The sequence below is a fragment of the Pseudomonas sp. UBA4194 genome (assembly GCF_002379585.1).
Lineage (GTDB): Bacteria > Pseudomonadota > Gammaproteobacteria > Pseudomonadales > Pseudomonadaceae > Aquipseudomonas.
This window is the reverse complement of the sequence record NZ_DFUE01000011.1, coordinates 1-25,242: the sequence shown is the minus strand read 5'-3', so window position 1 is coordinate 25,242 and position 25,242 is coordinate 1. Positions and strand designations below refer to the sequence as shown.

At 61.0% G+C, this 25,242-nt stretch carries 23 protein-coding genes; 8 read left to right on the top strand and 15 right to left on the bottom strand.

All coding sequences use genetic code 11. The features are described 5' to 3' along the window. Positions 1-148 precede the first annotated feature (148 nt). From B3397_RS02615 to B3397_RS02590, 6 genes are all read left to right on the top strand, one after another. Complete coding sequence (locus B3397_RS02615) at positions 149-994, top strand: BON domain-containing protein (RefSeq protein ID WP_296247006.1); 846 nt, start codon at positions 149-151, stop codon at positions 992-994. A 179-nt stretch (positions 995-1,173) separates the two neighbouring features. After that, on the top strand, positions 1,174-1,458 hold the full coding sequence (locus tag B3397_RS02610; RefSeq protein ID WP_296247005.1) for a hypothetical protein: 285 nt from the start codon (positions 1,174-1,176) through the stop codon (positions 1,456-1,458). A 96-nt stretch (positions 1,459-1,554) separates the two neighbouring features. Further along, entirely contained in the window at positions 1,555-1,719 is a 165-nt protein-coding gene (locus B3397_RS02605) for a DUF1328 domain-containing protein (RefSeq protein ID WP_296247004.1), read from the top strand. An 11-nt stretch (positions 1,720-1,730) separates the two neighbouring features. Continuing rightward, entirely contained in the window at positions 1,731-2,192 is a 462-nt protein-coding gene (locus B3397_RS02600) for an inhibitor of vertebrate lysozyme family protein (protein ID WP_414704337.1), read from the top strand. 612 nt (positions 2,193-2,804) lie between these two features. Next, a complete protein-coding gene (gene gltP / locus B3397_RS02595) occupies positions 2,805-4,136 on the top strand; it encodes a glutamate/aspartate:proton symporter GltP (protein ID WP_296247000.1) in 1,332 nt (443 codons plus the stop codon). Between the two features lie 132 nt (positions 4,137-4,268). Next, positions 4,269-5,510, top strand: a complete 1,242-nt coding sequence (locus tag B3397_RS02590) for a nucleoside recognition domain-containing protein (RefSeq protein WP_296246998.1) — start codon at positions 4,269-4,271, stop codon at positions 5,508-5,510. Here B3397_RS02590 and B3397_RS02585 read toward each other — a convergent pair. The 15 genes from B3397_RS02585 to B3397_RS02515 form a co-directional block, all read right to left on the bottom strand. Then, on the bottom strand, positions 5,480-6,520 hold the full coding sequence (locus B3397_RS02585; RefSeq protein WP_414704336.1) for a DUF5924 family protein: 1,041 nt from the start codon (positions 6,518-6,520) through the stop codon (positions 5,480-5,482). The genes B3397_RS02590 and B3397_RS02585 overlap by 31 nt on opposite strands. A gap of 53 nt (positions 6,521-6,573) precedes the next feature. Next, on the bottom strand, positions 6,574-8,010 hold the full coding sequence (locus tag B3397_RS02580; RefSeq protein WP_296246996.1) for a M16 family metallopeptidase: 1,437 nt from the start codon (positions 8,008-8,010) through the stop codon (positions 6,574-6,576). A gap of 88 nt (positions 8,011-8,098) precedes the next feature. After that, positions 8,099-9,772, bottom strand: a complete 1,674-nt coding sequence (locus B3397_RS02575; protein ID WP_296246994.1) for a Na/Pi cotransporter family protein — start codon at positions 9,770-9,772, stop codon at positions 8,099-8,101. A 277-nt stretch (positions 9,773-10,049) separates the two neighbouring features. Then, positions 10,050-10,790, bottom strand: coding sequence for a TerC family protein (locus B3397_RS02570; RefSeq protein ID WP_296246993.1), 741 nt, complete (start codon positions 10,788-10,790; stop codon positions 10,050-10,052). Between the two features lie 87 nt (positions 10,791-10,877). Continuing rightward, positions 10,878-12,185, bottom strand: coding sequence for a CitMHS family transporter (locus B3397_RS02565; RefSeq protein ID WP_296246992.1), 1,308 nt, complete (start codon positions 12,183-12,185; stop codon positions 10,878-10,880). 350 nt (positions 12,186-12,535) lie between these two features. Then, complete coding sequence (locus B3397_RS02560; RefSeq protein ID WP_296246990.1) at positions 12,536-14,494, bottom strand: DUF4105 domain-containing protein; 1,959 nt, start codon at positions 14,492-14,494, stop codon at positions 12,536-12,538. Next, the gene (locus tag B3397_RS02555; protein ID WP_296246988.1) at positions 14,491-14,811 is read right to left on the bottom strand and encodes a DUF2388 domain-containing protein; all 321 of its coding nucleotides are present in this window, start codon (positions 14,809-14,811) and stop codon (positions 14,491-14,493) included. The genes B3397_RS02560 and B3397_RS02555 overlap by 4 nt, the downstream gene beginning before the upstream one ends. A 25-nt stretch (positions 14,812-14,836) precedes the next feature. Further along, on the bottom strand, positions 14,837-15,130 hold the full coding sequence (locus B3397_RS02550) for a DUF2388 domain-containing protein (RefSeq protein ID WP_296246987.1): 294 nt from the start codon (positions 15,128-15,130) through the stop codon (positions 14,837-14,839). 137 nt (positions 15,131-15,267) lie between these two features. Next, positions 15,268-15,585 (bottom strand): DUF2388 domain-containing protein, encoded by a 318-nt coding sequence (locus B3397_RS02545; protein WP_296246985.1) that lies wholly within the window; start codon positions 15,583-15,585, stop codon positions 15,268-15,270. Between the two features lie 259 nt (positions 15,586-15,844). Then, positions 15,845-16,057 carry a DUF1127 domain-containing protein gene (locus B3397_RS02540; RefSeq protein WP_296246983.1) on the bottom strand — a complete coding sequence of 71 codons (213 nt, stop codon included), beginning with the start codon at positions 16,055-16,057 and terminating at the stop codon, positions 15,845-15,847. A gap of 319 nt (positions 16,058-16,376) precedes the next feature. After that, positions 16,377-17,870, bottom strand: a complete 1,494-nt coding sequence (locus B3397_RS02535; RefSeq protein WP_296246981.1) for an acetyl-CoA hydrolase/transferase family protein — start codon at positions 17,868-17,870, stop codon at positions 16,377-16,379. Positions 17,871-18,048: 178 nt separating this feature from the next. Beyond that, positions 18,049-19,482: an NAD(P)(+) transhydrogenase (Re/Si-specific) subunit beta gene (locus B3397_RS02530; RefSeq protein WP_296246979.1), complete on the bottom strand. Its 1,434-nt coding sequence runs from the start codon at positions 19,480-19,482 to the stop codon at positions 18,049-18,051. Then, complete coding sequence (locus B3397_RS02525) at positions 19,479-19,805, bottom strand: NAD(P) transhydrogenase subunit alpha (RefSeq protein ID WP_213877942.1); 327 nt, start codon at positions 19,803-19,805, stop codon at positions 19,479-19,481. Before B3397_RS02525 ends, B3397_RS02530 begins: the two co-directional genes overlap by 4 nt. Before the next feature lie 11 nt (positions 19,806-19,816). Next, a complete protein-coding gene (locus tag B3397_RS02520) occupies positions 19,817-20,938 on the bottom strand; it encodes a Re/Si-specific NAD(P)(+) transhydrogenase subunit alpha (RefSeq protein ID WP_296246976.1) in 1,122 nt (373 codons plus the stop codon). 409 nt (positions 20,939-21,347) lie between these two features. Next, positions 21,348-22,274, bottom strand: coding sequence for a LysR substrate-binding domain-containing protein (locus B3397_RS02515; RefSeq protein ID WP_296246974.1), 927 nt, complete (start codon positions 22,272-22,274; stop codon positions 21,348-21,350). A gap of 151 nt (positions 22,275-22,425) precedes the next feature. On the opposite strand from B3397_RS02515, the gene B3397_RS02510 reads away from it, so the two are divergent. Beyond that, positions 22,426-23,607 carry an acyl-CoA dehydrogenase gene (locus tag B3397_RS02510; RefSeq protein WP_296246972.1) on the top strand — a complete coding sequence of 394 codons (1,182 nt, stop codon included), beginning with the start codon at positions 22,426-22,428 and terminating at the stop codon, positions 23,605-23,607. A gap of 17 nt (positions 23,608-23,624) precedes the next feature. Beyond that, positions 23,625-24,845 (top strand): CaiB/BaiF CoA transferase family protein, encoded by a 1,221-nt coding sequence (locus B3397_RS02505; protein WP_296246970.1) that lies wholly within the window; start codon positions 23,625-23,627, stop codon positions 24,843-24,845. The last annotated feature ends 397 nt before the right edge of the window (positions 24,846-25,242 follow it).

The window sequence follows — 25,242 nt, the reverse complement described above, 5'->3', positions numbered from 1 at the left end:
CGATTCTGATCGATTCGGCAGCCTGCATGGTAGCTATAACCAGGGGACATTTCTAACTCTATGAATTGTCAGATCTTTCAGCAGTAAAAAAGTTTGGCACAGGCATTGCCACGTTCATCCGATGTTCTGAATTTGAAGGAGACCTTTCATGCACGGCTTCAATCGACTTGCCTTGGCCACCGCAACCACGGCGTTGCTGGCTTTCTCTTCCCTGTCCACTCAAGCGGCCACCGCAGACCTTACGAGCCAGTTACAGGCGGCCCGGCAGGAGGGATCGATCTGGACCGCATTGGCGCTGAATCGCCAACTCAGTGGTTTCGAGTTTGGCGTGAAAGTCGCCGACGGTACCGCCACCCTGACTGGCAAAGTGGAAGACGAAGTGGACAAGGAACTGGCCGAGCAGGTTGCCCTCAACACCCAAGGCATCGACAAGGTCGACAACCAATTGGCCCTGGACCCGCAACTGGCCGAACACGCCGGCGGGCGACAGCAGTTCGCCCAGCACCTGGAAGACGCCACCCTGACCGCCATCGTCAAGTCCAAGCTGTTATGGAATACCAGTACCCAGGCGCTGGATATCGTGGTCACCACTAACGACTCGGTAGTGACACTCAAGGGCCAGGCTCAGACCGCTGATGCCAAGCAACTGGCCGGAACACTGGCAACCAATACCGATGGTGTCTACCAGGTCAACAATCTCATCAGCCTCGGCGCTGCCGACACGGCCACCACCCGGGCCGAAACCCAGGCCAAAAAAACCGAAGAGGCCCTGAGCGACACCTGGGTGACCAGCAAGGTCAAGGCGAGCCTGGTGCTCAACCGAGACCTCGACGGCCTGGCAATCGATGTCGAGACCCGCACTGGCATGGTCAGTCTCAAGGGTGAAGTGACCAGCTCCGAGCAGAAAACCCTCGCGGTAGAGGTGGCGCGCAACATCCGTGGGGTGCGCGGTGTCGATGCCGATCTGCTGAAGGTTTCCAAGCCCGTAATCTGATCGTGCAAATAGCCCGACACTACAGGGGGTATCGTGCAGGTTGCTAGTCGGACTGGCAGTAATAGTTTTGTAAGCTATTGATTTATATAAGATTATTTATGTAGCAAAGGTTGGCATGCAGGCTGCAATAGTTCTTCCACGAACAACGAATGATGCCACCTCGTGGAAGGAGTTACTGGATGAACCGCCCATACGCCGCCCAAGTGTCCGCTTCTTCCCAGCCAGTACGTCAGGTGCTGTTTCTGGTGCTTGCGGTGTTGGTCACGCTGGTGGCGGTTCAACAGTACGGTCGCTGGGTTGCAGCACAGCCCGACCAGCATTTGCTGCCCTCGCAGACCCGATTGGTAGATACCGCGCGGCTCAACCCCGCCAGTGCCCAATGGGTAGGTCCGCAGACCGCACAAAACATCGAACGTGTGCAATCCACCGAGCCGGCTCCCCATACCCAGAGCTGGGTCTTTTGATCACGAACTGATCCGATTTTTCCACGCCTGGATTCAACCAGGCGGTAACCGGTGGCAGTAGCCTCCACAGAGTTCCAAAAACCAAGGAGTAATACCATGCTGAGTTGGGCTGTCACATTCCTGATCATTGCCATCATCGCTGCTGTACTGGGCTTCGGTGGTATCGCCGGCACCGCCGCAGGTATCGCCAAGATCCTGTTCGTTGTATTCCTGGTGTTGTTCATCGCCTCGTTCATCTTTGGCCGTCGCGGTCGAGGCTGACCATGGCCAGCATGACGCTCAAGGGAGTTGCCATTGCACTGCTATTGGGTAGCAGTGCAATGGCATCGGCGGCCAACGATGGCCAGTCTCGCGTCAACGAGCTGCTCGGCTCGAGCACCGAGTACCGCGATACCTGGCAGGGAGTCGTCAAGAATGAGGAGCGACTGCCAGATTGGATTATCAATCTGAGCGGTGCTTCCCCTGAACAGATGACCGTTGTCGAGGAAGACGGCGACAGCTACCTGGTGGGCCCGCTTTGCGAGACATCTGATGGCTGTCGCAGCAAGCGCTTGCTGGTGGCGTTCAGCATGGACAAGGAAGATGCCTACGCGCTGTTGGTGGAAGTCCCTGCCGGGCTTCCGGCTGACAAATCGCCGACGCGCCATGCGACGTATCGCTTCCTGGGCAAGCCCGATGAGGGCATGCAGCAGATGCTCATGGAGCAGCTGCGCAAGGATCCGAACTGGTATTGACCCGATGCGTTCGCAGGGAACCGTAGCGTCGACCTGCAAGCATCGGAGCAAATGGCGGGTGCCCATAACGTGCCCGTCATGACCATGGGGCCGGGTTGTTCTGATGCAGTTGAATCGGAGTGATCTAGGGGTACAGGGAGTGCCTCCCGCTGGGCCGGGTCAGGTGACAGCCGTTGCGCAGGTCCGTGTACCTTGTAGAGAAGGTCGGACTTGCGCACCGCTCATGCGCCCTGCATCAGCAGGCCATCCATCGCATTTATTTGTATCAAGCCTTTCCTTTGGATAACCGTTCGGATTGTCGAACGATTCTATCTGTCTGTTTTATCGGGTTTTCCCAGGCCGCTGTGCGCGCCCTCTCCCGGCATCGGCAATCCGAACGCATAGGTGCTCTCGCACGGCTGAACCGTCCACACATCGAAAAGATTATGCCGATTAGGCATGGGGTAGTCATTTCCGGCATTAGACGATGCGCGGATGCATCTGAATAGTTGCGCCTTTTTTCGTTGGCCAGACCGCTCAGGCACTGGCCGGGGAAGACCCTCTACGAATGTCCAGCGAGCCGCTGATTGCTGCCCGCCGGGCATTACGAGTTGACTTGAAAAGGGTAACGACATGAAGAAGGCAAAACTGAGCCTCGCCTGGCAGATTCTCATCGGATTGGTGCTGGGCATCGCCCTGGGGGCGTTCCTGAATCACTTCAGTGCCGAGAAGACCTGGTGGATCAGTAATGTGCTGCAACCGGCAGGCGATATCTTCATTCGCCTGATCAAGATGATCGTCATCCCGATCGTTATTTCTTCCCTGATCGTCGGCATCGCCGGTGTCGGCGACGCGAAAAAGCTGGGCCGCATCGGTCTCAAGACCATCATCTACTTCGAAGTCGTCACCACCATCGCGATCCTGGTGGGACTGGGCCTGGCCAATGTCTTCCACCCAGGCCTGGGTATCGACATGAGCACCCTGGGCACCGTGGATATCTCCCAGTACGAGAAAACCACGGCCGAGGTGCAGCATGATCACGCCTTCATCGCCACCATCCTCAACCTGATCCCTTCGAACGTGTTCGCGGCAATTGCCCGTGGCGACATGCTGCCGATCATTTTCTTCTCGGTCTTGTTCGGTCTGGGACTGTCGAGCCTGCCGGGCGAAACCCGCGAGCCGTTGGTGAAGATATTCCAGGGCGTGTCGGAAACCATGTTCAAGGTCACGCACATGATCATGAACTACGCACCCATCGGCGTCTTCGCACTCATCGCCGTCACCGTTGCCAACTTCGGTTTCGCCTCCCTGCTGCCGTTGGCCAAGCTGGTCATCCTGGTCTACGTTGCCATCCTGTTCTTCGCCATCGGCGTGCTGGGCCTGATTGCCCGGCTGTTCGGCTTCTCGGTGTTCAAGCTGTTCCGCATCTTCAAGGACGAGCTGGTGCTGGCCTACTCCACCGCCAGCTCCGAGACCGTGTTGCCACGCGTGATCCAGAAGATGGAAGCCTATGGCGCACCGAAGGCCATCAGCAGCTTCGTGGTGCCGACCGGTTACTCGTTCAACCTCGACGGCTCGACCCTGTATCAGAGCATCGCGGCGCTGTTCATTGCCCAGCTGTACGGCATTGATCTGTCCGTCGGCCAGCAGCTGATGCTGGTGCTGACCCTGATGGTCACCTCCAAAGGCATCGCCGGCGTGCCCGGGGTTTCCTTCGTGGTACTGCTGGCGACCTTGGGCAGTGTGGGTATCCCGCTGGAAGGCCTGGCATTCATTGCCGGCGTCGACCGCATCATGGACATGGCCCGTACCGCGCTGAACGTGATCGGCAATGCCCTGGCCGTACTGGTCATCGCCCGTTGGGAAGGCATGTACGACGACGCCAAGGGCGAACGCTACTGGAACTCACTGCCCCACCTGCGCAGCAAGGCGGTAGCAGCCGAAGGCCAGCGCGCCCCGGAATAACCTGCAGGCGCGGCAGAGCCTGTGGGAGCGGGCTCTGCCCGCGATAGCGCCCCCACATTCACCCCACCCCCACAGACTCACCACCCCCTTTGGGCTATCATCCCCGGCATCTTCAAAACAGGGGAACGCCCGATGCTCAACGGCCTGTGGCTCAGTTTTTTTCTGGTGGCAGCCATCTCTGCCTTTGGCCAATGGCTGGTGGGCGGCAACGCTGGCATCTTCGCGGCCATGGTCGAAAGCCTGTTCGCCATGGCCAAGCTGTCGGTAGAAGTCATGGTGTTGCTGTTCGGCACCCTGACGCTTTGGCTGGGCTTCCTGAAAATCGCCGAGAAGGCCGGCATCGTCGATTGGCTGGCCAAGGTGCTCGGTCCGTTGTTCGCTCGCCTGATGCCTGAAGTCCCCCGCGGACATCCGGCCCTGGGCCTGATCACCATGAACTTCGCCGCCAACGGCCTGGGCCTGGACAACGCCGCCACGCCCATCGGGCTCAAGGCGATGCGTTCGCTGCAGGAACTCAACCCCAGTGCGACCACGGCGAGCAACGCCCAGATCCTGTTTCTGGTCCTCAATGCCTCGTCACTGACGCTGCTGCCGGTGTCGATCTTCATGTACCGCGCCCAGCAAGGCGCCCCGGACCCCACCCTGGTGTTCCTGCCTATCCTGCTGGCCACCACCGTGGGCACTATCGTCGGCCTGCTGGCGGTAGCGTTCATGCAGCGCCTGCGCCTGTGGGACCCGGTGGTGCTGGCCTACATGATCCCCGGCGCCCTGCTGCTGGGCGCCTTCATGGCCTTCCTCGGCACGCTGTCAGCCACCGCGCTGGCGGGGTTGTCCTCGATTCTGGGCAACCTGACGCTGTTTGGCCTGATCATCCTGTTCCTGGTGATCGGCGCATTGCGCAAGGTCAAGGTGTATGAAGCCTTCGTCGAGGGCGCCAAGGAAGGCTTCGATGTGGCCAAGAGCTTGCTGCCGTACCTGGTGGCGATGCTCTGCGCGGTGGGTGTCCTGCGTGCATCCGGCGCGCTGGAATTCGGCCTGGACGGCATTCGCCACCTGATCCAGTGGCTGGGCATGGACACCCGCTTCGTCGATGCCCTGCCCACGGCCCTGGTCAAGCCGTTCTCCGGCAGCGCCGCCCGCGCCATGCTCATTGAAACCATGCAGTCCCATGGCGTGGACAGTTTTCCCGCACTGGTGGCAGCGACCATCCAGGGCAGCACCGAAACCACGTTCTATGTCTTGGCGGTGTACTTCGGTGCAGTGGGTATCCAGCGTGCCCGCCACGCGGTGGGCTGCGCGTTGCTGGCGGACCTGGCCGGGGTGATCGCCGCGATCGTGGTGTGCTACTGGTTCTTTGGCGCCACGGCGGCCTGAGCCGCGTCGTCGGTGACCTTGAAGCGCAGCACGCCGACGATCTGACCGTCTTCGGTCAGCACCCGGACCTGCCAGTTACCGGCCACATTGCCCGGGAAGTTCTGCTTGTGGGTCCAGGCGCGGTAGCCTTCCTTGCGGCCGCCATGGATATCCAGGGCGATGCGGTCGACTTCCTTACCGTTCTGCTGCCACACATGATAAATGCGCTCGTCCAGCCCGCGCGGGGCATTGATCGCTGTGTAGGCATACAAGCCTGAGCTGCGCACCTGTGCCGCGGTCACGGTATCGAGGCTGTCGCCATGGGTGCGATTCTGGTTGTCCAGCTCGGTGGTCACCGCCACTTCGGTCAGCCACAGGGTCGCCGGTGGCACCCAGGAGCGCAGCATCCAGCCGGCGCCACCGATGGCCAGCGTCACCAGCAACAGTGCCACGCCACGCCGCCAGTGATTGATCGGGAAGCTCACCGCCAGGCTGGGGAACGACAACAGCATCGCCGTGGCCAGGGCCAACTTGAAGCTTTCGTCGGTGGTCAGGTGCAGAATGATCGGCAATGCCGTCAACATGGCCGCGAACAGGGTCAGGGTATGCAAGGCCATGAACAGCCAGCGCCGCGGGGCGACCCACTTGTAGTAAAGCGGATCGATGATCGACACCAGGCCTGCCAGCGTCAGCAAGCCGGTGAAGATCAGCTGACCGCTGTTCCAGGTGGTGGTGATATAGAAAAACGGCAGGACGAAGAACAAGCTTTCCTGGTGAATCATCTGCGTCGCGTAGCGCAACACCGGCTGCGGGATCTCGCGCTTGAATACCCGGGTGAACAGTTGCGTGAAGGTGTTCTCCAGCATCAGCCAGACCCAGGTCAGCAGCATGACCACGGCGATCCAGCTGGCCAGGCCCGCCTGGCGATCTACCAGCACAAAGCTGCCGATACCGGAAATGAAGCCACCCAGGGCAATGACGCCAGGGTAGCGCTTGATAAGTTCGATTAGGCGCTGGACGTAATACGGCATCGGCTTCACACAACAGGCAGGGCAATCGGCAACAGGATACCGACTTGCCTGGGTTAACGCTTGGCGGCGCGTCGGCGCCGCCGCCAGAAAGCAATGACTAGCAGCAACGCGAGCAGGCCTGCCAGTGCCGCCCAGGCCAGCTCATACAACTGGTCATAGCTCAGCAGCGGCCTTTCCACCCGTATATAGCCAGGCTTGCCGAACATTTCGCGCATGGCAGCGTTGGCTTCCTTGAGGCTGACCTGCTGGATTTGCCTGGCCGGGTTGGTGAAGCGTCCGTCGACGTAATCGGTCAGCGCGCCCCAGTAATAGTCGGCCACCGCACTATTGCCCTGAGCCGCCCAGGCCTGTCGAGAGATCGCCAGGTTCTTCAGGCGGTCGAAGGTGGCGGGGTCCAGGCCCTCCTCCTGCAGGCGTTGCACCAATTGGCCGAGCACCAGGCCGGTTTCGCCCAGGTCGGCACGATCGACATCCGCATTCATGCTCAGCAAGCCGCTGTCACCGAACGATTCCCGGGCTACCCATGGCCCGTAGGACAACCCATGCTTGAGCCGCAGCTCGCGGTACAACGCCCAGTCCAGGTAGTTTTGCAGCAGGTCCAGGGTGGCTGGATTTTCCACCTGCAGCGTTGGCTCCAGATAGAACAGGTGGACTTTGGCGCCGTCCCCCAACCAGCCCTTGGTAAGGTCACGTTCGGGCTCGGCGGTGTGGGTGACCGAACGCAGGTCCTGATGATCGCTGGGCTCGACGGCTTCCAGTTCGCCCCAGCTGCGTTCCAGATAGGCCGGCAACAGCTTGTCCAGGCCGCCGACCACGATCAGGCTCATGTTGTTCGGCGCATACCAGTTCTGCCGTACGGTCTGCACCTGCTCCAGGGTGAGTGTGTTGACGTCTGCCCGCTCCGGGCATTTCAGGCCCAGCTCGACCGCCAATTGATTGCTGGCGCTGTGGCCCAGGTCCTGACGGTCCAGCAGGCGCTGCAAATGGGAATAGTGGCCGCCGTCCTCACGCTCGACAATCTTCTTCGAGGTCTGCAGGGCTTTCTCGTCGATGCGGGTCTGGGTGACGGCGGCCAGCAGCAGGTCCAGCACCTTGCGCTGATTGCGCGCCGGCGCTTCGATCACGAAGGTGGTATCGGCACTGCTGGTGAAGGCGTTCCATTCGCCGCCCAGGGCCTGCATGCGCTCTTCCAGGCCTCCTTCGCCGCTGTCGTCGATGCCACTGAACAGCAGGTGTTCGAGCAGATGAGGCAGTTCCTGGTCGGCGCAGGAAAAGTCGTCGAAGCCAACCCCCACCACCAGGCGGACGGACACGTGCGCACGCTCGTCACCCGGCTTGAGCAGCACCTGCAGGCCATTGGGAAGCAGGTAGCCCTCGACTTGAAAGCGGTCCAGCGCCCAGGCGTCACGGCCCAAGGTCAGCAGCAATGCCGCCAGCAGCCCGGCGCGTAACCAGCTTGCGGTGGCTGCGCTCTTCACCTGCTCATGCATGAATCCCTTCCATCCGAATCGGCTACGTCATGGGAACAGACTCCCAACCCTACCAGACGTTCATAGCGCTGTGGGTGGCCAGGGCAACTCAGGCCGGATGGTTGACGTCCAGTTCGTCGACGGGCTGTTGGCGTTCCGGGAGCAAAGCGCCGGTGTCGGTGTTTTCCAGCACCACATAGGCACTGCCGCAGAACAGCGAGTTGAGACGCTTCATGTCGGCGATAAGCTCCAGATGCAGCGAACTGGTTTCGATGCTCTGCACCACCTTGCGCTGCAAGCGGCTGACATGCGCATGGGCCAATCGACGTTCCTGAGCGCGGAAGCGACGCTTTTCCCGAAGCAGCTGACGTGCGCTTTCCGGGTCGCCGCTGAGAAATACCGAGAGCCCCAGGCGCAGGTTGGCCAATAGTTGGCTGTGCAGGCCCGCCAGTTCCTCAAGGCCGACTTCCGAGAACGAGCGGCGCTGCGAGGTCTTTTGCTGCTGGACCTTGCGCAGCATGCGTTCGATCAAATCTGCGGACAGTTTGAGGTTGATGGCCAGCTCGATGATTTCCGCCCAGCGCCGGCTGTCCTGTTCGCCCAGGTCTTCTCGCGGCATCTGCGCCAGGTACAGTTTGATGGAGCTGTACAAGGCCTCGGCGTCGTCGTTGAGCGAGCGCACCTGCTGCGTCACTGCGGTCTGGGTCCCGCGCAGCACATTGCCCATGGCCCCCAGCATGGCTTCGATGATATCGCCGATGCGCAGGGTCTCTCGCACCGCGTTGGCCAGCGCCAGACTCGGCGTGCCGAGTGCCGCCGGGTCCAGATGGCGAGGTTTGGCACTGCCTTGGGTGTCTGGTCGCTGGGGTAGCATCCAGGCGCACAAACGCGACATCCAACCCACCGAGGGCAGCATGATCACGCAGCGCAGGCTGTTGTAGATCACGTGAAAACCGATCACCAGTGCCTGGGGGTCATAGTTCAGGCTGTCCATCCAATGCGCCAGCGGGTCGAGCACGGGAATGACCAGTATCAGCCCCAGCAGCTTGTACAGCAGGCTGCCCAGGGCCACCTGGCGGCCGGCGGTGTTCTGCATGTTGGTGGACATGAACGCCAGCAACCCGCTGCCGACGTTGGCGCCGATGACCAGGCCAATCGCCACCGGCAGGCTGATCACCCCGGCCTCGGCCAGGGTAGCGGTGAGCAACACTGCCGCCAGGCTCGAATAGGACACCATGGCGAACAGTGCGCCGACCAGGGCATCGAGCAGGATATCGCCGGTCAGCGAAGCAAACAGTACCTTCACCCCTTGCGCCTGGGTGATGGGCGCAGCGGCTTCGACGATCAGCTGCAGCGCCAGGATGATCAGCCCCAGGCCGATGCCTACCCGGCCCATCTGGCCGAGACGGGTCTGTTTGCGCGAAAGGAAGAAGATCACCCCCAAGAAGATCAGCAGCGGTGACAGCCATGACAGGTCGAAGGTCAGTACCCTCGACATCAGGGCGGTGCCAACGTCGGCGCCGAGCATGATCGCCAATGCCGGGGTGAGCGCCATCAGGCCCTGGCCTACGAACGAGGTGGTCAGCATGGCGGTGGCATTGCTGCTCTGCACCACAGCCGTTACCAGGATGCCAGCGATGAAAGCCAGCGGCCGCCTGGACATGTTCTGGCTGAGCAGGCGCCGCAGCGCAGTGCCGTATACCCGCAGAATGCCGGTGCGCACGATGTGTGTGCCCCAGATCAGCAAGGCCACGGCGGAAAGCAGATTGAGCAGGGTCAGCATAGACGACGGCCCCCTGATAGACGCCCCAGTGGGGCAAGTTCGAAGATAGTGCTTATGGCTTAAGCTTTAGTCGGCCTTTGGCCTGGGTGCCAGCATGGCACAGGGAATAAGTTGTTTGAAACAAAAGTGTCATATTTTGGGGTTGAGGCTCAGGCGGGGGTATGGCTGGGGGTCGGTGGTGCATGGTCCCCTCACCCCAGCCCTCTCCCTGCTTTTAGCTCCCTCTCCCTCAGGGAGAGGGCCGGGGTGAGGGGACCATCCACCCCTAATCTCGAACCTACTCCCCCTGCGACTCCCGCCGCTTCTTGGCAATCGCGGTACGCATCTTGATATTCACCGCTTCCACCGCCAGCGAGAACGCCATGGCGAAATACACATAGCCTTTGGGCACATGCACGTCGAAGGCTTCGGCGATCAGCACCGTACCCACTACCAGCAGGAACGACAGCGCCAGCATCTTCAGCGAAGGGTGCTGGTCGATGAAGCGGCTGATGGTGCCCGAGGCGACCATCATCACCAGCACGGCAACGATGATTGCCGCCACCATCACTGGGACGTGGGACACCATGCCGACGGCAGTGATGACCGAGTCCAGCGAAAAGACGATGTCGATGATCGCGATCTGGATGATGGTGTAGATGAAGTTGCCGCCCTTGCCGGCCACTTCATCGCCGCCTTCTTCCTCGCCTTCCATGCCGTGGTAGATCTCTTGCGAGCTTTTCCACAGCAGGAACAGGCCACCGAAGAACAGGATCAGGTCACGTCCGGAGATGCCCTGGCCAAAGACGACGAACAGGTCGGCGGTCAGGCGCATGACCCAGGTGATGGACAACAGCAGCAGGATGCGCGTGACCATGGCCAGCGCCAGGCCGAAGATCCGTGTGCGTGCTTGCATGTGCTTGGGCATGCGGCTGACGAGGATCGAGATCATGATGATGTTGTCGATACCCAGGACGATCTCAAGTGCCGTCAGGGTCAAGAAAGCAACCCAGATCTCCGGGTTGGTGAACCATTCCATGTGAAGTCCTTCGTGTCGAATGCTTGATCGGCAGCGGGTACGCCTGTAGCAGCGGCGTAAGCCGCGTCGCTGCCGATCGAATGAGTTTTATAGACTGCTGAACAGCGGAAAGATCCCCATCGCCAGCGCGGCCAACATTATGCACAGGCAGACCAGCACTGCCCACTTCAAGGTGAAGCGCTGGTGATCGCCGAACTCAATGCCAGCCAGGGCCACCAGCAGGTAGGTCGACGGTACCAGGGGGCTGAGCAGGTGCACCGGTTGACCGACGATCGAGGCACGGGCCATTTCCACCGGCGTGATGCCGTAATGTGCAGCTGCCTCGGCGAGCACCGGCAGGACGCCGTAGTAGAACGCGTCGTTGGACATGAAGAAGGTGAACGGCATGCTCACCAGCGCCGTGATCACGGCCAGGTACGGCCCCATGGCATCCGGGATCACCGCCAGCAGGCTCTTGGACATGGCGTCGACCATGCCGGTACCCGACAGAATGCCGGTGAAGATGCCCGCAGCGAAGATCAGCCCGACCACTGCCAGCACCGAACCGGAGTGAGCGGCGATACGCTCCTTCTGTGCCTCCAGGCACGGGTAGTTGACGATCATGGCGATACTGAAGGCGATCATGAACAGCACCGGCAGCGGCAGCAGGCCCATGATCAAGGTCACCATCAACAGCAGGGTCAGGCCACCGTTGAACCAGATCAGCTTCGGACGACGGGCATCCGGGAACTGCGACACGCTGATTTCGCTATGGTCCACTTCGTCGCCAGGCAGGTGCAGCTCACCCAGGCGCACACGTTCCCGCTTGCCGTACATATAGGCAATCACCAGGATCGCGATGACGCCGAACGCCATGGCCGGCACCATCGGCACGAAAATGTCCGAAGGATCGACATGCAGGGCGCTGGCAGCACGTGCCGTCGGGCCACCCCAAGGGGTCATGTTCATCACGCCGCCGGCCAGAATGATCAGGCCAGCCATGATCCGCGGGCTCATGCCCAGTCGGCTGTACAGCGGCAGCATGGCCGCCACGCAGATCATGTAGGTGGTGGCACCGTCGCCGTCCAGGGAAACGATCAAGGCCAATACTGCGGTACCGACCGACACTTTCAGCGGGTCACCCTTGACCAGCTTGAGGATCTTGCGCACTGCCGGGTCGAACAGGCCTGAGTCGATCATCAGGGCGAAGTACAGAATGGCGAACATCAGCATCACGCCGGTCGGCGCGAGCTTGGTGATGCCTTCGAGCATCATCGGGCCGATCTTCGGCGCGAAGCCGCCGAACAGGGCGAACAGGATTGGAATCACGATCAGGGCGATCAGCGCGGACAGGCGCTTGGTCATGATCAGGAACATGAACGTGATGACCATGGCGAAGCCAAGGAAAGTCAGCATGGGGATACTCCAGGCGTAGCGCGGCTAGGGACGAGGAACCAGTGGGGTTCAGCGAGAAACGGCGGTGGCTTGGACTATCGGAGGGGGGGCGGTGCGAGCACGGGTAATCAAGGACATCGGTTTCACCATTGTTGTTGTTCAAAGGGCCGATCGCGCGCTTGGATCGCTCGATCTGGCCGGCCGGTCTGACGCCGGGGGTGAGTGGATGCTATGCGGGTAAGCTTTCGCCAACCTTTCGTTGCCCCATCACGTAGCAGCGGCGTAAGCCGCGTCCCCCTTTCCCCCTGTCAACCTGAACAACAGCGGCGCCATCAAACGCAACTTGCGCCGCCACTGTCGTGATGCCCCTCTCAAGGCAACACCAGCCCCCCAGCCGCCTTGTGCAACGCCCGCAAATGCTCACCCACCTGCTTCAGGTTGGCCTCGTTGGCCGCAATTTCCCTGGCCCGATCCTCGGTCAGCAGCGCCCTCACCTCCTTGTCCAGGTCGGTACTCAAGCGCTGCAGCTGCTGCTGACGCTGGCTGCTTTCCGATTCCAGGCGTTGCCATTCCGCCGTCTGCGGCAGGCCATAGCCGCCGCTGTCCAGCAACTCGGCGGGGCGGCTGAGAAAGCCGCTGTTGGCCAGAATCGCCTGCAGCGTCTGGTTGGCGTTGGCCACGCTGCCATCGCCCAGTTCCCGCGCGCCCAGGTAGCGTTGCTTGACCTCTTCCTGTGCCAGCAGCAATTGCTGGCGATAGCTGGCCTGCTCCAACAGCAGCAAGGCAGCACTGGTGCGCAGGTCGGCCTGGGCGAACCATCGCCTGCGCTCGAGCGCGCTCTGCGCCAACCACGCCTCGACGCTGTCCTGGGGGATCGCCAGGTGCTGTTTGAGCACCGTGAACATGGCCTGATAGCGATCGCGGTATGAATCGAACCGGTAGCCCATGCGCAACGCCTCGCGTGGGTCATCCAGCACGCTGCCATCGGCCAGCCCGCGCCCTTGCAGCACCTCAAGCAGACCATTGGGCAGGATGCTGTCCACGCTTTCGAGCTTCGGATTGTGGGTCCCGCTGCGCAGCAGCTTGAGGTTTTCCACGGCGCAGTTGTTGGACAGAAAGTAATAGCTGCCGTCGTAGCTCCAGTGCATCTCGGCGGCATGGCGCACCAGCGATTCGACCTCCTGGCGGCTCAGCTTCAAGGGCACCGAGGCCAGGCTGCGCAGTTCGGTCTTGGTGTACTCGTCGATCACCTGGGACAACGGCAGCACGAACAGTCGCGAGGGGTACTGCCCCATCAACCCACCCCAGGTCGACAGCTGTACATCATTGACGAACGCGCGGTACGACAGCACCAGGTGCTGGTCCAGGTCCAGACGGCAGTTGGGTCCGAGCGGTCGTCCCGGCGCGCAGATCACCAGGCGCAGCATGCTGTGGCCCCAGCGGCTGGCCCAATTCTGATTGGCTTCGGCCAGCAGGTAGTCCACCGCGTAGACCCGTTGCGGATCGATCTTGCCCAAGGGCGTTTTGGCGAAGTCACTGCCGGCATTGAGGTACGGCAGCCCCTCGGCGCAGCTCTGCTGCCTGGCCGGCGCCCAGTCGAAGTGCGCCTTGAAGTACTCGAACAGCGCCGGCCGTCGGCAGGCGTAGGTGGGGTCGAGCAGGAAATATTCCATATTGACCGCCACGAACTCTTTCGGGCTGCTGACCTCGTAGATGTCCGGGCTGCGCACGATCTGCCGGTTCTGCTCTTCGCGCTCCCCACGCCGACCAACGTATTGTTGCCAACCGGCCAGATCGAGCAAGCGCGGGTCGTCGCTGAGGGTGAAGCGTCGCGCGTCCTGGCCGCGGCATTCATCGGCCTGGCCAATCTTGCCGACGCTGCCGGTCTGGCGGGCGCAGCGGTTGATCAGGCTGCGTTCGCTGGCCGGCCACAGGCGTGCGCGGTCATAGATATGGGTCAGCTCATGCAGCACCGTTGCCAACAACTCTTCACGCACGGTGCCATGGGGGCGATTGGTCCGCTGGCTGGCCGATGAGCCATCGGTCAGGCCGGGCAGTTGGTTGAGATTCAGCGCCAGGCTCGATACCAGCGAGGCCTGCCCATAGGCATTGTCTGGCATGCGCGACGACCAGCTGACGTCGATGCGCCGATCCAGATCGCGTATCAGGCTCGGCGGCAGCGCCCGCATGGCGTCGTCCAGCAGCGCCTGGGTGGCCTGCACCTGCTGTGGGTTCAGGCCATGGCTGTCGAGGGCCAGATGCAGGTCGGCCAAGGCAGGGCCGGCCAGCAGCAGGCTGCCGGCCAGCAGCCAGGCCCTTGCAATGCTCACAGCGCCAGAATGGCTTCGGCAAGATCCTGATCGCTGGCGCTGCGCGCCTCGGGTAGCCGGCTGCGCAGGGTATCGAACGCGGCTTCCAGTTGCGCGCCACGAATATCGCCCTGGCTGGCGACATAGCTGGCAGCGTCATCCTTGGCCTGGAGCACGACTTTGGAATCACGGATCGAGGTCGTCGTATCGGAGGTGAAATCGATGGAGCGGCCGAAGGCGCGGACAATGATGTTACTGGTGGCCACAACGGTTTGTGCCTGAGCCAGGTCGGCCAGCAGGAACAGGCCAAGGGTGGCGGCGATCAGCGGGGTACGCATGGAGCTTCTCCGAAATACGAGGTGTTTATTGGACGAGAATCGCTTGCGCCAGTTCAAGGTCGCTGGCGGCAAGCCTTGGGTGGTGTTGTCGCAGGTAGCCCAGGGCAGCCTGCAGACGCGCGCCACGCAGGTCGCCGTCACTGGCGACGAAGGCTGCGGCGTCGTCGTGGGCGCGTAGTACCAGCTTGTTATCGAACGGGGCGGAAGTGACCTTGCTGGTGACGTAGCCGGCGATCACCGTCGACTGCGTACTGACGTCGAAGGCCCAGGCCTGGGACGCCCATACCAAGGTGCTGGCGGCAAATAACAGATAACGCATCGGTGCTCGACTGTTAGACAAAAGACCCGGCAAGGCTAGCGGAACACGTCCCTCAGGGCTACCGGCCAGGTTTCTCTGGCCGGCACTCTGCAGGAAGTTTCATTTCCATTTATTGCCAGGCCCGCCGCCCGTTCGATTCAGATGGCCAGGATGGCCTGTGCCAACTGCGCATCGTTGGCTTGCAGTTGCGGCGCCTGCTGGCGAATGTGGGCAAAGGCACTTTCCAGTTTCACGCCACGGATATCGCCTTGGCTGGCCACGAAGCTGGCGGCGTCGTCACGGGCCTCACGCACGATCTTGTCATCACGCAGCGAGGACGACAGATCCGAAGTCGCGTTGGTGGACGCGTTCACGCCGCGCACGACGGCGTCGGTGGTGACCACGAAGCTTGAGGCTTGGGCACCGCTGGCCATGGCCAACAACAGTGCGGCACCGAACAAGTGGATACGGGACATGATGATTCTCCTGGGCTGTGGCAAAGGTAGGCGCTGTATGAGTATTAGAGCGCCTGAATGCAGTCGGCGCCAGCGGTCAGACCACAGCGCCCGCAATATTGCTCAACTGTAATGGTCGATTTTCGTCAGTCAATAACTGTAATGCCTGGCTTTAACTTTTTGATTTCCATAAAAAAACCCGTCAGCGGTTGCCCGCGACGGGTTTTGGAATTCAGTGCTGGCAGTGGGGGCTAGTGCCCTCGAACCAGCGGGCGTTGCATCAACGCCAGAACGGCTTGCTCAACTCTTCGCAACGCTGGGCTTCGCTGATACCGGCATCGGCCAGCAGACGAGCATCCAGGCGAGCCAGTTGATGGCGGCTGGCGATACGGCGCTGCCACAGCATCAGGTTGGCCAACAGGCGCAGAGGAGCAGAAGTTTGAGCAGTAGCAGTGTTGTTCTGGAACAGGTCGGAACTGAGTGTACGTTCCATGGTTTACATCCTTCCGCTTGTGGCGGGTCTGAGTAGTGGTTTACTGGTGCCCATTCTGAGCCTCGTGCGGGCGGAACAGTAGGCACAGTTCACCTGTATTGTGCGGGCGCAGTTGGAAGTTTGAAGGCACTGTTTTGCTCTGGAATGAGGCAACTGTACTGGTCTGCACTCTAATCGTGCATTTTATCCTCGCGGCCGGTTATGGAGCGGCAATTGGAGGGTTTAATCACCAGTACAGTAGTACAGTTATATGAATATGCTGTTTTCTCGCAAGGGCGTTGCCCCCGCTGCGTGGGAAGCAGCCTGAAACTGTAACGCCTTACACGGCCAGCATGCGTCCTGTGTCTTCCAGATTGCTGTGCCAGGCCAGTGCGTCACGCAAGATATGCGGCGTATGTCCGCCGCGCTCGCAGGCAGCGATAAAATAGTCGTTCAGCGCTGTCCGATAGCTCGGATGCACGCAGTTGTCGATGATCGCCCGGGCCCGCTCTCGCGGCGCCAGCCCACGGAGGTCCGCCAGGCCCTGCTCGGTCACCAGAATGTCCACATCGTGTTCGGTATGGTCGACATGGCTGACCATGGGCACCACGCTGGAAATCGCGCCACCCTTGGCGATGGATTTGGTGACGAAGATTGCCAGGTGAGCATTGCGGGCAAAATCGCCCGAGCCACCGATGCCGTTCATCATGCGCGTGCCACAGACGTGGGTGGAATTGACATTGCCGTACAGGTCGAATTCCAGTGCGGTGTTGATGCCGATGATACCGAGCCGTCGAATGACTTCAGGATGATTCGAGATCTCCTGTGGGCGCAGCACCAGGCGCGACTTGTAGCGGTTGAAGTCGCTGAACACTTCGGCGTGCTTGCGGGCCGACAGCGTCATGGAACTGCCCGAGGCAAACGCCAGCTTGCCCGCATCGAAGAGGTCAAAGGTGGAGTCCTGCAGTACCTCCGAGTACATGGTGAGGTTCTCGAACGGTGAATCCAGCAATCCGTGCATCACGGCGTTGGCGATGGTACCGATGCCCGCCTGCAACGGCATCAGGCTACTGCTCAATCGGTCGGCATCCACTTCGCTCTTGAAGAATTCCACCAGGTGACGGGCAATGGCCTGGGTGTCCTCATCCGGAGGCAGTACCGTGGAGGGCGAATCAGGCTGGTTGCCGATGACGATACCGACAATTTTTGCGGGGTCGATCTGCACCGCGCCATTGCCGATTCGGGTGTCGGCCTTCAGTACCGGGATGGGCAATCGCGTGGGGCGGTAGCTTGGAATATAAACATCGTGCAGGCCTTCGAGCTCCAGCGGCTGGGCGAGGTTGATCTCGACGATCACCTGTCTGGCCAGAATGGCAAAGCTGGCCGAGTTGCCCACTGACGTGCTGAGCACCAGATGGCCGTCCTCGGTGATGGCCACGCATTCGATCACCGCCAGGTCCACTGCTTTGATCTGGCGGTTGCGCAGTTGCTCCACGGTGTCGGACAGGTGCTGGTCGATGAACATCACCGAGCCTTCGTTGATGGCCTTGCGCAGCGTGCTGTCGACCTGAAAGGGCATGCGTCGGGACAGCACGCCGGCTTCGGTCAGTTGCTTGTCCAGGTCGTTGCCGAGGCTGGCCCCGGTCATCAAGCTGATTTTCAGAGGCGTCTGCCTGGCTCGTTCGGCCAGGGCCTGGGGCACGGCCTTGGCTTCACCGGCTCGGGTGAAGCCGCTCATGCCGACGGTCATGCCGTCTTCGATCAGTGCGGCGGCGTCTGCCGCGCTCATTATCTTGTCGTGCAGGGATGCCAGGCGAATACGGTCGCGGTACATGGTCATTATCTCGGGAAGCTAAAAACGTGGTGCGAAGTCTAGTGAATCGAGGGATGCCAAGTCCCGCTACCAAGGTCGCATGGAGGGGTCTATTTGGCGGCTCTGGCCGTAAAACACTTTTACACCAGGCGTAAAAAACCCCGCCGGATGGCGGGGTTCATGGCGTGCTGTCGCGGGGTTATTCCACGGCCTTGACCATGTCTTCGATGACCTTTTTCGCGTCACCGAACACCATCATGGTCTTGTCCAGGTAGAACAGCTCGTTATCCAGGCCAGCGTAGCCGCTGGCCATCGAGCGCTTGTTGACGATGATGGTCTTGGCCTTGAACGCCTCGAGAATCGGCATACCGGCGATCGGCGACTTCGGATCGTTTTTCGCCGCCGGGTTGACCACGTCGTTGGCGCCCAGCACCAGGACCACGTCGGCCTGACCGAACTCGGAGTTGATGTCGTCCATCTCGAACACCTGGTCGTAAGGTACTTCGGCTTCCGCCAGCAGCACGTTCATATGGCCAGGCATGCGCCCTGCCACCGGGTGGATCGCGTACTTCACCGTGACGCCTGCGTGGGTCAGCTTTTCGGTCAGTTCCTTCAGCGCGTGCTGGGCGCGGGCCACCGCCAGGCCATAGCCAGGCACGATGATGACCGTGTCGGCGTTGGTCAGCAGGAACGTCGCATCGTCGGCCGAGCCGGATTTGACCGGACGCGCTTCCTTCGAGCCCGCCGGGCCAGCGTCAGCCGCAGCACCGAAGCCGCCACCGATGACGTTGAAGAACGAGCGGTTCATGGCCTTGCACATGATGTACGACAGGATCGCACCCGAGGAGCCCACCAGGGAGCCAGCGATGATCAGCATCGAGTTGTTCAGGGAGAAACCGATACCGGCAGCGGCCCAACCGGAGTAGCTGTTGAGCATCGACACGACCACGGGCATGTCGGCGCCGCCGATGGGGATGATCAGCAGCACGCCCAGCACGAACGCCAGCACCAGCATCACGCTGAATGCCAGGTAGCTGCCAGTAAACATGAAGGTCAGGCCGCACAGCAAGGTTCCCAGACCGATCAGCAGGTTCAGCTTGTGCTGGCCGGAGAACTGTACCGGCGCGCCCTGGAACAGGCGGAACTTGTATTTGCCCGACAGCTTTCCGAAGGCAATGACCGAACCGGAGAAGGTGATGGCGCCGATGGCGGCACCGAGGAACAGTTCGAGGCGGTTGCCGGTCGGGATCGCATCCCCCAGTTGTGCCACGATGCCCAGCGATTGTGGCTCGACGACTGCCGCAATGGCGATGAACACTGCCGCCAGGCCGATCATGCTGTGCATGAAGGCCACCAGCTCGGGCATCTTGGTCATCTCGACACGCTTGGCCATGATCGACCCCGCGGTGCCGCCGACCAGCAGACCGACGATCACGTAACCCATGCCCGCCGTGGCGAGTTCGGCGCCCAGCTTGTAGATCAGCGCAACGGTCGTCAGCACGGCCAAGGTCATGCCCAGCATGCCGAACAGGTTGCCGCGTCGCGACGTGGTGGGGTGCGACAAGCCTTTGAGGGCCTGGATGAAGCACACCGATGCCACCAGATAAAGAAGAGTTACCAGGTTCATGCTCATTGTTTGGCAGCCTCGTCCTTAACTTTTGGAGCTTTCTTCTTGAACATTTCCAGCATGCGGCGGGTGACCAGGAAGCCGCCGAACACATTGACCGCAGCCAATGCCACGGCCAGGGTGCCCATGGTCTTGCCCAGCGGTGTGACCGTCAGCGCCGCCGCCAGCATGGCGCCGACGATGACGATGGCGGAAATGGCGTTGGTCACCGCCATCAGCGGGGTATGCAGCGCTGGGGTAACGTTCCAGACCACGTGGTAGCCCACGTAGATGGCCAGCACGAAGATGATCAGGTTGTAGATACCGTGAGAGATCAGCATGTCTTCCATTGTTTTTATCCTCAGCCGTTCTTGCGCACGATCTGACCGTCGCGGCACATCAGGCACGCGGCGACGATGTCGTCTTCCAGGTTGATGGTGAACTGACCGTCCTTGTCGAACAGCAGCTTCATGAAGTCCAGCAGGTTGCGCGCGTACAACGCCGAGGCATCGGCGCCGACCAGCGCTGGCAGATTGGTAGGCCCGACGATGGTCACACCGTGCTGCACGATGACCTGATCGGCCACGGTCAGCGGGCAGTTGCCGCCCTGCAGCGCCGCCAGGTCGATGACCACCGAGCCGGGCTTCATCTGCGCGACGGTTTCAGCGCTCAGCAACGTCGGCGCCTTGCGGCCTGGAATCAACGCCGTGGTGATGACGATATCCGCCTGCTTGGCGCGCTCGTGCACAGCCTGGGCCTGACGCTGCATCCAGCTGGCCGGCATGGGTCGTGCGTAACCCCCCACGCCTTCGGCGCACTCGCGCTCCTCGTCGGTCTCGTAAGGCACATCGAGAAACTTCGCGCCCAGGGACTCGATCTGCTCTTTCACTGCCGGGCGCACGTCCGACGCTTCGATCACTGCACCCAGCCGCTTGGCCGTGGCAATGGCCTGCAGACCGGCCACGCCGGCGCCCAGAATCAGCACGCGAGCGGCTTTCACCGTCCCTGCGGCGGTCATCAGCATTGGCATGAAGCGCGGGTAGTGATGCGCCGCCAGCAGCACGGCCTTGTAGCCGGCAATGTTGGCTTGCGATGACAGCACATCCAGGCTCTGGGCCCGTGAGGTGCGCGGCGCGGCTTCCAGCGCGAAGGCGGTGATGCCACGCTCGGCCATTCGGGCAATGGTGTCGTTGTTGAAGGGATTGAGCATCCCCATCAACACCGCTCCGGCTGGGATCTGCGCCAGTTCGCTGTCGCAGGGCGCATTGACCTTGAGGATCAATTCGGCGCCGAAGGCGTCGGCAGCACTTGCGATGGTTGCGCCTGCTGCTTCATAAGCGCTGTCGGTCACGCTGGCCAGTACGCCGGCGCCACTCTGGACAGTGACTCGATGACCCTGGGCAACCAGCTTCTTGATGGTTTCCGGGGTTGCGGCAACCCGTGTCTCGCCCGTCTGCGTTTCGAGAGGAACACCAATGTGCACGTTAATTCTCCTGCTGGATCTTTTTCTTAGTGGAACCGAGGCGCTGCGTGTGGCGCATCCGGGGCGGCCGATCAGCACGATCCCGCCTTAACACAGCGGGGCGCGGCATTTTGCAGGCCTTCGTCCGGTGCTTCAACAGATTATGAAAGGGTACGTCGAATAGACTACAAGTCACGGTGTGACCGATTGACGCAACAACACAGCTCAAAGCCTTGTATATCAAGGTGCCTAGCGTGGTAACCATCGTCAGAAATATTTTTTGGCTATTTCTCGGTGCTCACGCTTTTAAGGTGTGCAATCTGCTTCAAGGCCAAGCGCAGCGCGACCTTGAGCAGGTTTTCGGGTAGTGCCTGTACAGTTGTCAACAATGCGTCAAAAACGTACATCTGTAGGTATTTCCGCAGCCGTACTACGGACTTCCTTCGCCGCTATCGCCAATGCTTTCAAGGGCATAGCGCTGCGCCTCGAGGCTGAGCCAGCGACGGAAGGCCTGAAGCACAGCGGATTCCACCTTGCGCTCCGGAATGATCAGGTAGTAAGCCTGGGTGCTGGTCAATGCATGGGGGTTGGCAATCACCAGGCGCCGCTCCTCCAGTTCTCGCTTGATCAGGAACGGCGGGATCAGCGCCAGACCCATCCCGTGCATCGCCGCTTGGGCCAGCATGGAGAATAGTTCATAGCGGGGGCCTGTCATGTCCTTTGCAACATTCAGCGCCTGGCTGCCGAACCACTGGCGCCACGCGTAGGGTCGGGTGCTCTGCTGCAATAAAGGCAGCGTAGCGATATGCGCCGGAGACAGCCGTTCTTTTCCGTCCATTTGGTCGGGGCTGCACACCGGTACCGGGTTCTCCGCCATCAGGCGATAGCCTTGGGTGCCCGACCAGTCTCCATCGCCGAAGTAGATCGCGGCATCAAAGTCGGTATCGGCGAACAGGAAGGGTCGGGTCCGGTTGGTCAGGTTCACGGTGACTTCAGGATGAAGTTGCTGGAACTGCTTGAGCCGCGGGAGCAGCCATTGGGTACCGAAGGTTGGCACCACCGCCAGCTCGAGGGTACCCGCGCCCTGCTGTCCCATCACCGACAAGGTTTCGCGCTCGACGGCATCCAGCTGGGCAGCTACCCGGCGACTGTAGGACAGCCCGGCGTCGGTAAGCTTCACGCCTCGCCGTGAGCGTCTGAACAGCTCTACATTGAGAAACGCTTCCAGGCCGGCAATCTGTCGGCATACCGCGCCCTGGGTCAGGGATAACTCCAGGGAGGCTTTGGTAAAGCTCTCGTGTCGGGCGGCGGCCTCGAAGCACACCAAGGCCGTGGTGCTGGGAATTTTGCGACGCATGTACGGGTTCCTCACTCAAGACCAGCGTATGGAGCTATCTCCTGCTGTCTGGAGTGAGAAATTATCACAACCCTATGCGCATTCATCGATTGTTGGACTGCTCATCCACGCCTAGGCTGATGACATTACAATTCGAAACGAGGGTGCACTCATGGCCGGCAAGGCAAGCTTCAACTGGATCGACCCGCTGTTGCTCGATCAGCAACTCACGGAAGAAGAACGAATGGTGCGTGACAGTGCTGCCCAGTTCGCCCAGGGCAGCCTGGCGCCCAGAGTGCTGGAGGCCTTCCGTCATGAAAGCACCGACCCGGCCATTTTTCGTGAGATGGGTGAAGTCGGCTTGCTGGGCGCCACGATCCCAGAGCAGTACGGCGGCAGCGGTCTGAATTACGTTTGTTACGGATTGATAGCCCGTGAAGTGGAACGCGTGGATTCTGGCTACCGTTCGATGATGAGCGTGCAGTCGTCGCTGGTCATGGTGCCCATCAATGAATTCGGTACCGAGGCACAGAAGCAGAAATATCTCCCCAAGCTGGCTAGCGGCGAATGGATCGGTTGTTTCGGTTTGACCGAGCCGAACCATGGTTCCGACCCGGGCGCGATGATCACCCGAGCGCGCAAGGTCGACGGCGGCTACCGGGTCAGTGGCAGCAAGATGTGGATAACCAACAGCCCGATCGCCGATGTGTTCGTGGTGTGGGGCAAGGATGACGCCGGCGATATTCGCGGGTTCGTGCTGGAGAAAGGCTGGCAGGGCCTGAGTGCGCCGGTGATTCATGGCAAGGTTGGCCTGCGCGCCTCGATCACCGGCGAGATCGTCATGGACAACGTGTTCGTGCCTGACGAAAACATGTTTCCCGATGTGCGTGGCCTCAAAGGGCCTTTCACCTGTCTGAACTCCGCCCGTTATGGCATCTCGTGGGGTGCGCTGGGTGCGGCAGAGTTCTGCTGGCACACCGCGCGCCAATACACCCTGGATCGCCAACAGTTTGGCCGTCCGTTGGCCGCCAACCAGCTGATCCAGAAAAAACTCGCCGACATGCAGACCGAGGTCACCCTGGCGTTGCAGGGATGCCTGCGTCTGGGGCGAATGAAGGATGACGGCAGCGCGGCAGTAGAGATCACCTCGATCATGAAGCGTAACTCTTGCGGCAAGTCCCTGGACATCGCACGCATGGCGCGCGACATGCTCGGGGGCAACGGGATCAGCGACGAATTCGGCATCGCCCGTCACCTGGTCAACCTGGAGGTGGTGAACACCTATGAAGGTACCCACGATGTGCACGCCTTGATCCTGGGTCGCGCGCAGACCGGCATCCAGGCCTTCTATTAATAAGAGGAGGGCGAAGCATGGGGGCATTATCCGATCTGCGCGTACTTGATCTGTCCCGTGTGCTCGCCGGGCCTTGGGCCGGCCAGATACTGGCGGACCTGGGCGCCGAAGTGATCAAGGTCGAGCGGCCGGTGAGCGGTGATGATACCCGCGCCTGGGGGCCGCCGTTTCTGCGCGATGCTGCCGGTCACAACACCAGTGAGGCTGCGTACTATCTGGCAGCGAACCGCAACAAGCAGTCGGTGACCATCGACTTCACCCGTCCGGAAGGACAGGAATTGGTGCGCGCTCTGGCGTTGCGCTCCGACATCCTGATCGAGAACTACAAGGTAGGTGGCTTGGCGGCATATGGCCTCGACTATGCCAGCTTGAAGGCGATCAACCCTAGGCTTATCTATTGTTCCATCACCGGCTTCGGCCAGACCGGCCCATATGCGGGCCGTCCGGGCTATGACTTCATGGTGCAAGGGCTGGGCGGGTTGATGAGTCTGACCGGCCGCGCCGACGGCGAAGACGGTGCGGGGCCCGCGAAGGTAGGCGTCGCGTTGACCGATATTCTCACGGGGCTGTATGCAACGGTCGCGGTGCTGGCCGCCCTCGCCCACCGTGAGCGGGAAGGCTGCGGGCAGCACATCGACATGGCTCTGCTGGATGTCCAGGTAGCGTGCTTGGCCAACCAGGCCATGAACTACCTCACCACCGGTGTCGCGCCGCAACGGCTGGGCAATGCGCACCCTAATATAGTGCCCTATCAGGATTTCCCGACCGCCGATGGAGATTTCATCCTCACGGTGGGTAATGACGCCCAGTTTGCCAAGTTCGCCGCGGTAGCCGGTCAGCCGGGCTGGGCGAGCGATCCGCGATTTGCCACCAACAGGCAGCGAGTGGCCAATCGTGCGGTGTTGATTCCCTTGATACGCCAAGTCACGGTCTTCAGGACGACCAATGAGTGGGTCGCAGCGCTGGAAACGGTGGGTGTGCCATGTGGCCCCATCAACGACCTGTCGCAGGTGTTCGAGGACCCGCAAGTGCTGGCGCGAGGGCTGGCGCTCACCCTGCCCCATGCCCAGGCTGGTGAAGTTCCAATGGTGGCGAGTCCTATACGGCTTTCAGCCAGCCCGGTGGAATACAGGCGAGCGCCCCCATTGCTGGGCGAGCACACCCGTGCGGTGCTGCAAGGCGTGCTCGGCTATGGCGATGCGGACTGTGATCGCTTCGAGGCCGCTGGAGTGATCTGACTATCTATATAGAGAGACAAGGCACGTAAACGTCTTTGTGACAGTTTTTTGAAAATAGCGGTTGACGCCCCCGCCAATCTCTCTATAATTCGCCCCACTTCCGGCGCAGACGAAACGGAAAACTCCTTGATTATCAATGAGTTAACCGAAGTAAGCAGCGAGGTGGTGTTTCGGTCTTCTGGATCGATAGCGGTGAAAAAGGTGGTTGACAGCGGTTTGAAACGCTGTAGAATTCGCCTCCCGCTAACGAGTGATCGAAGCGAGTCAAGTGGTTGAAGTTGTTCAGGTTTCTCCGGAAAAACTTCAAAATAAACGCTTGACAGGATGTGAGGCTAGCGTAGAATGCGCGCCTCGGTTGAGACGAAAGAATCAACCTACCGCTCTTTAACAATTGAAT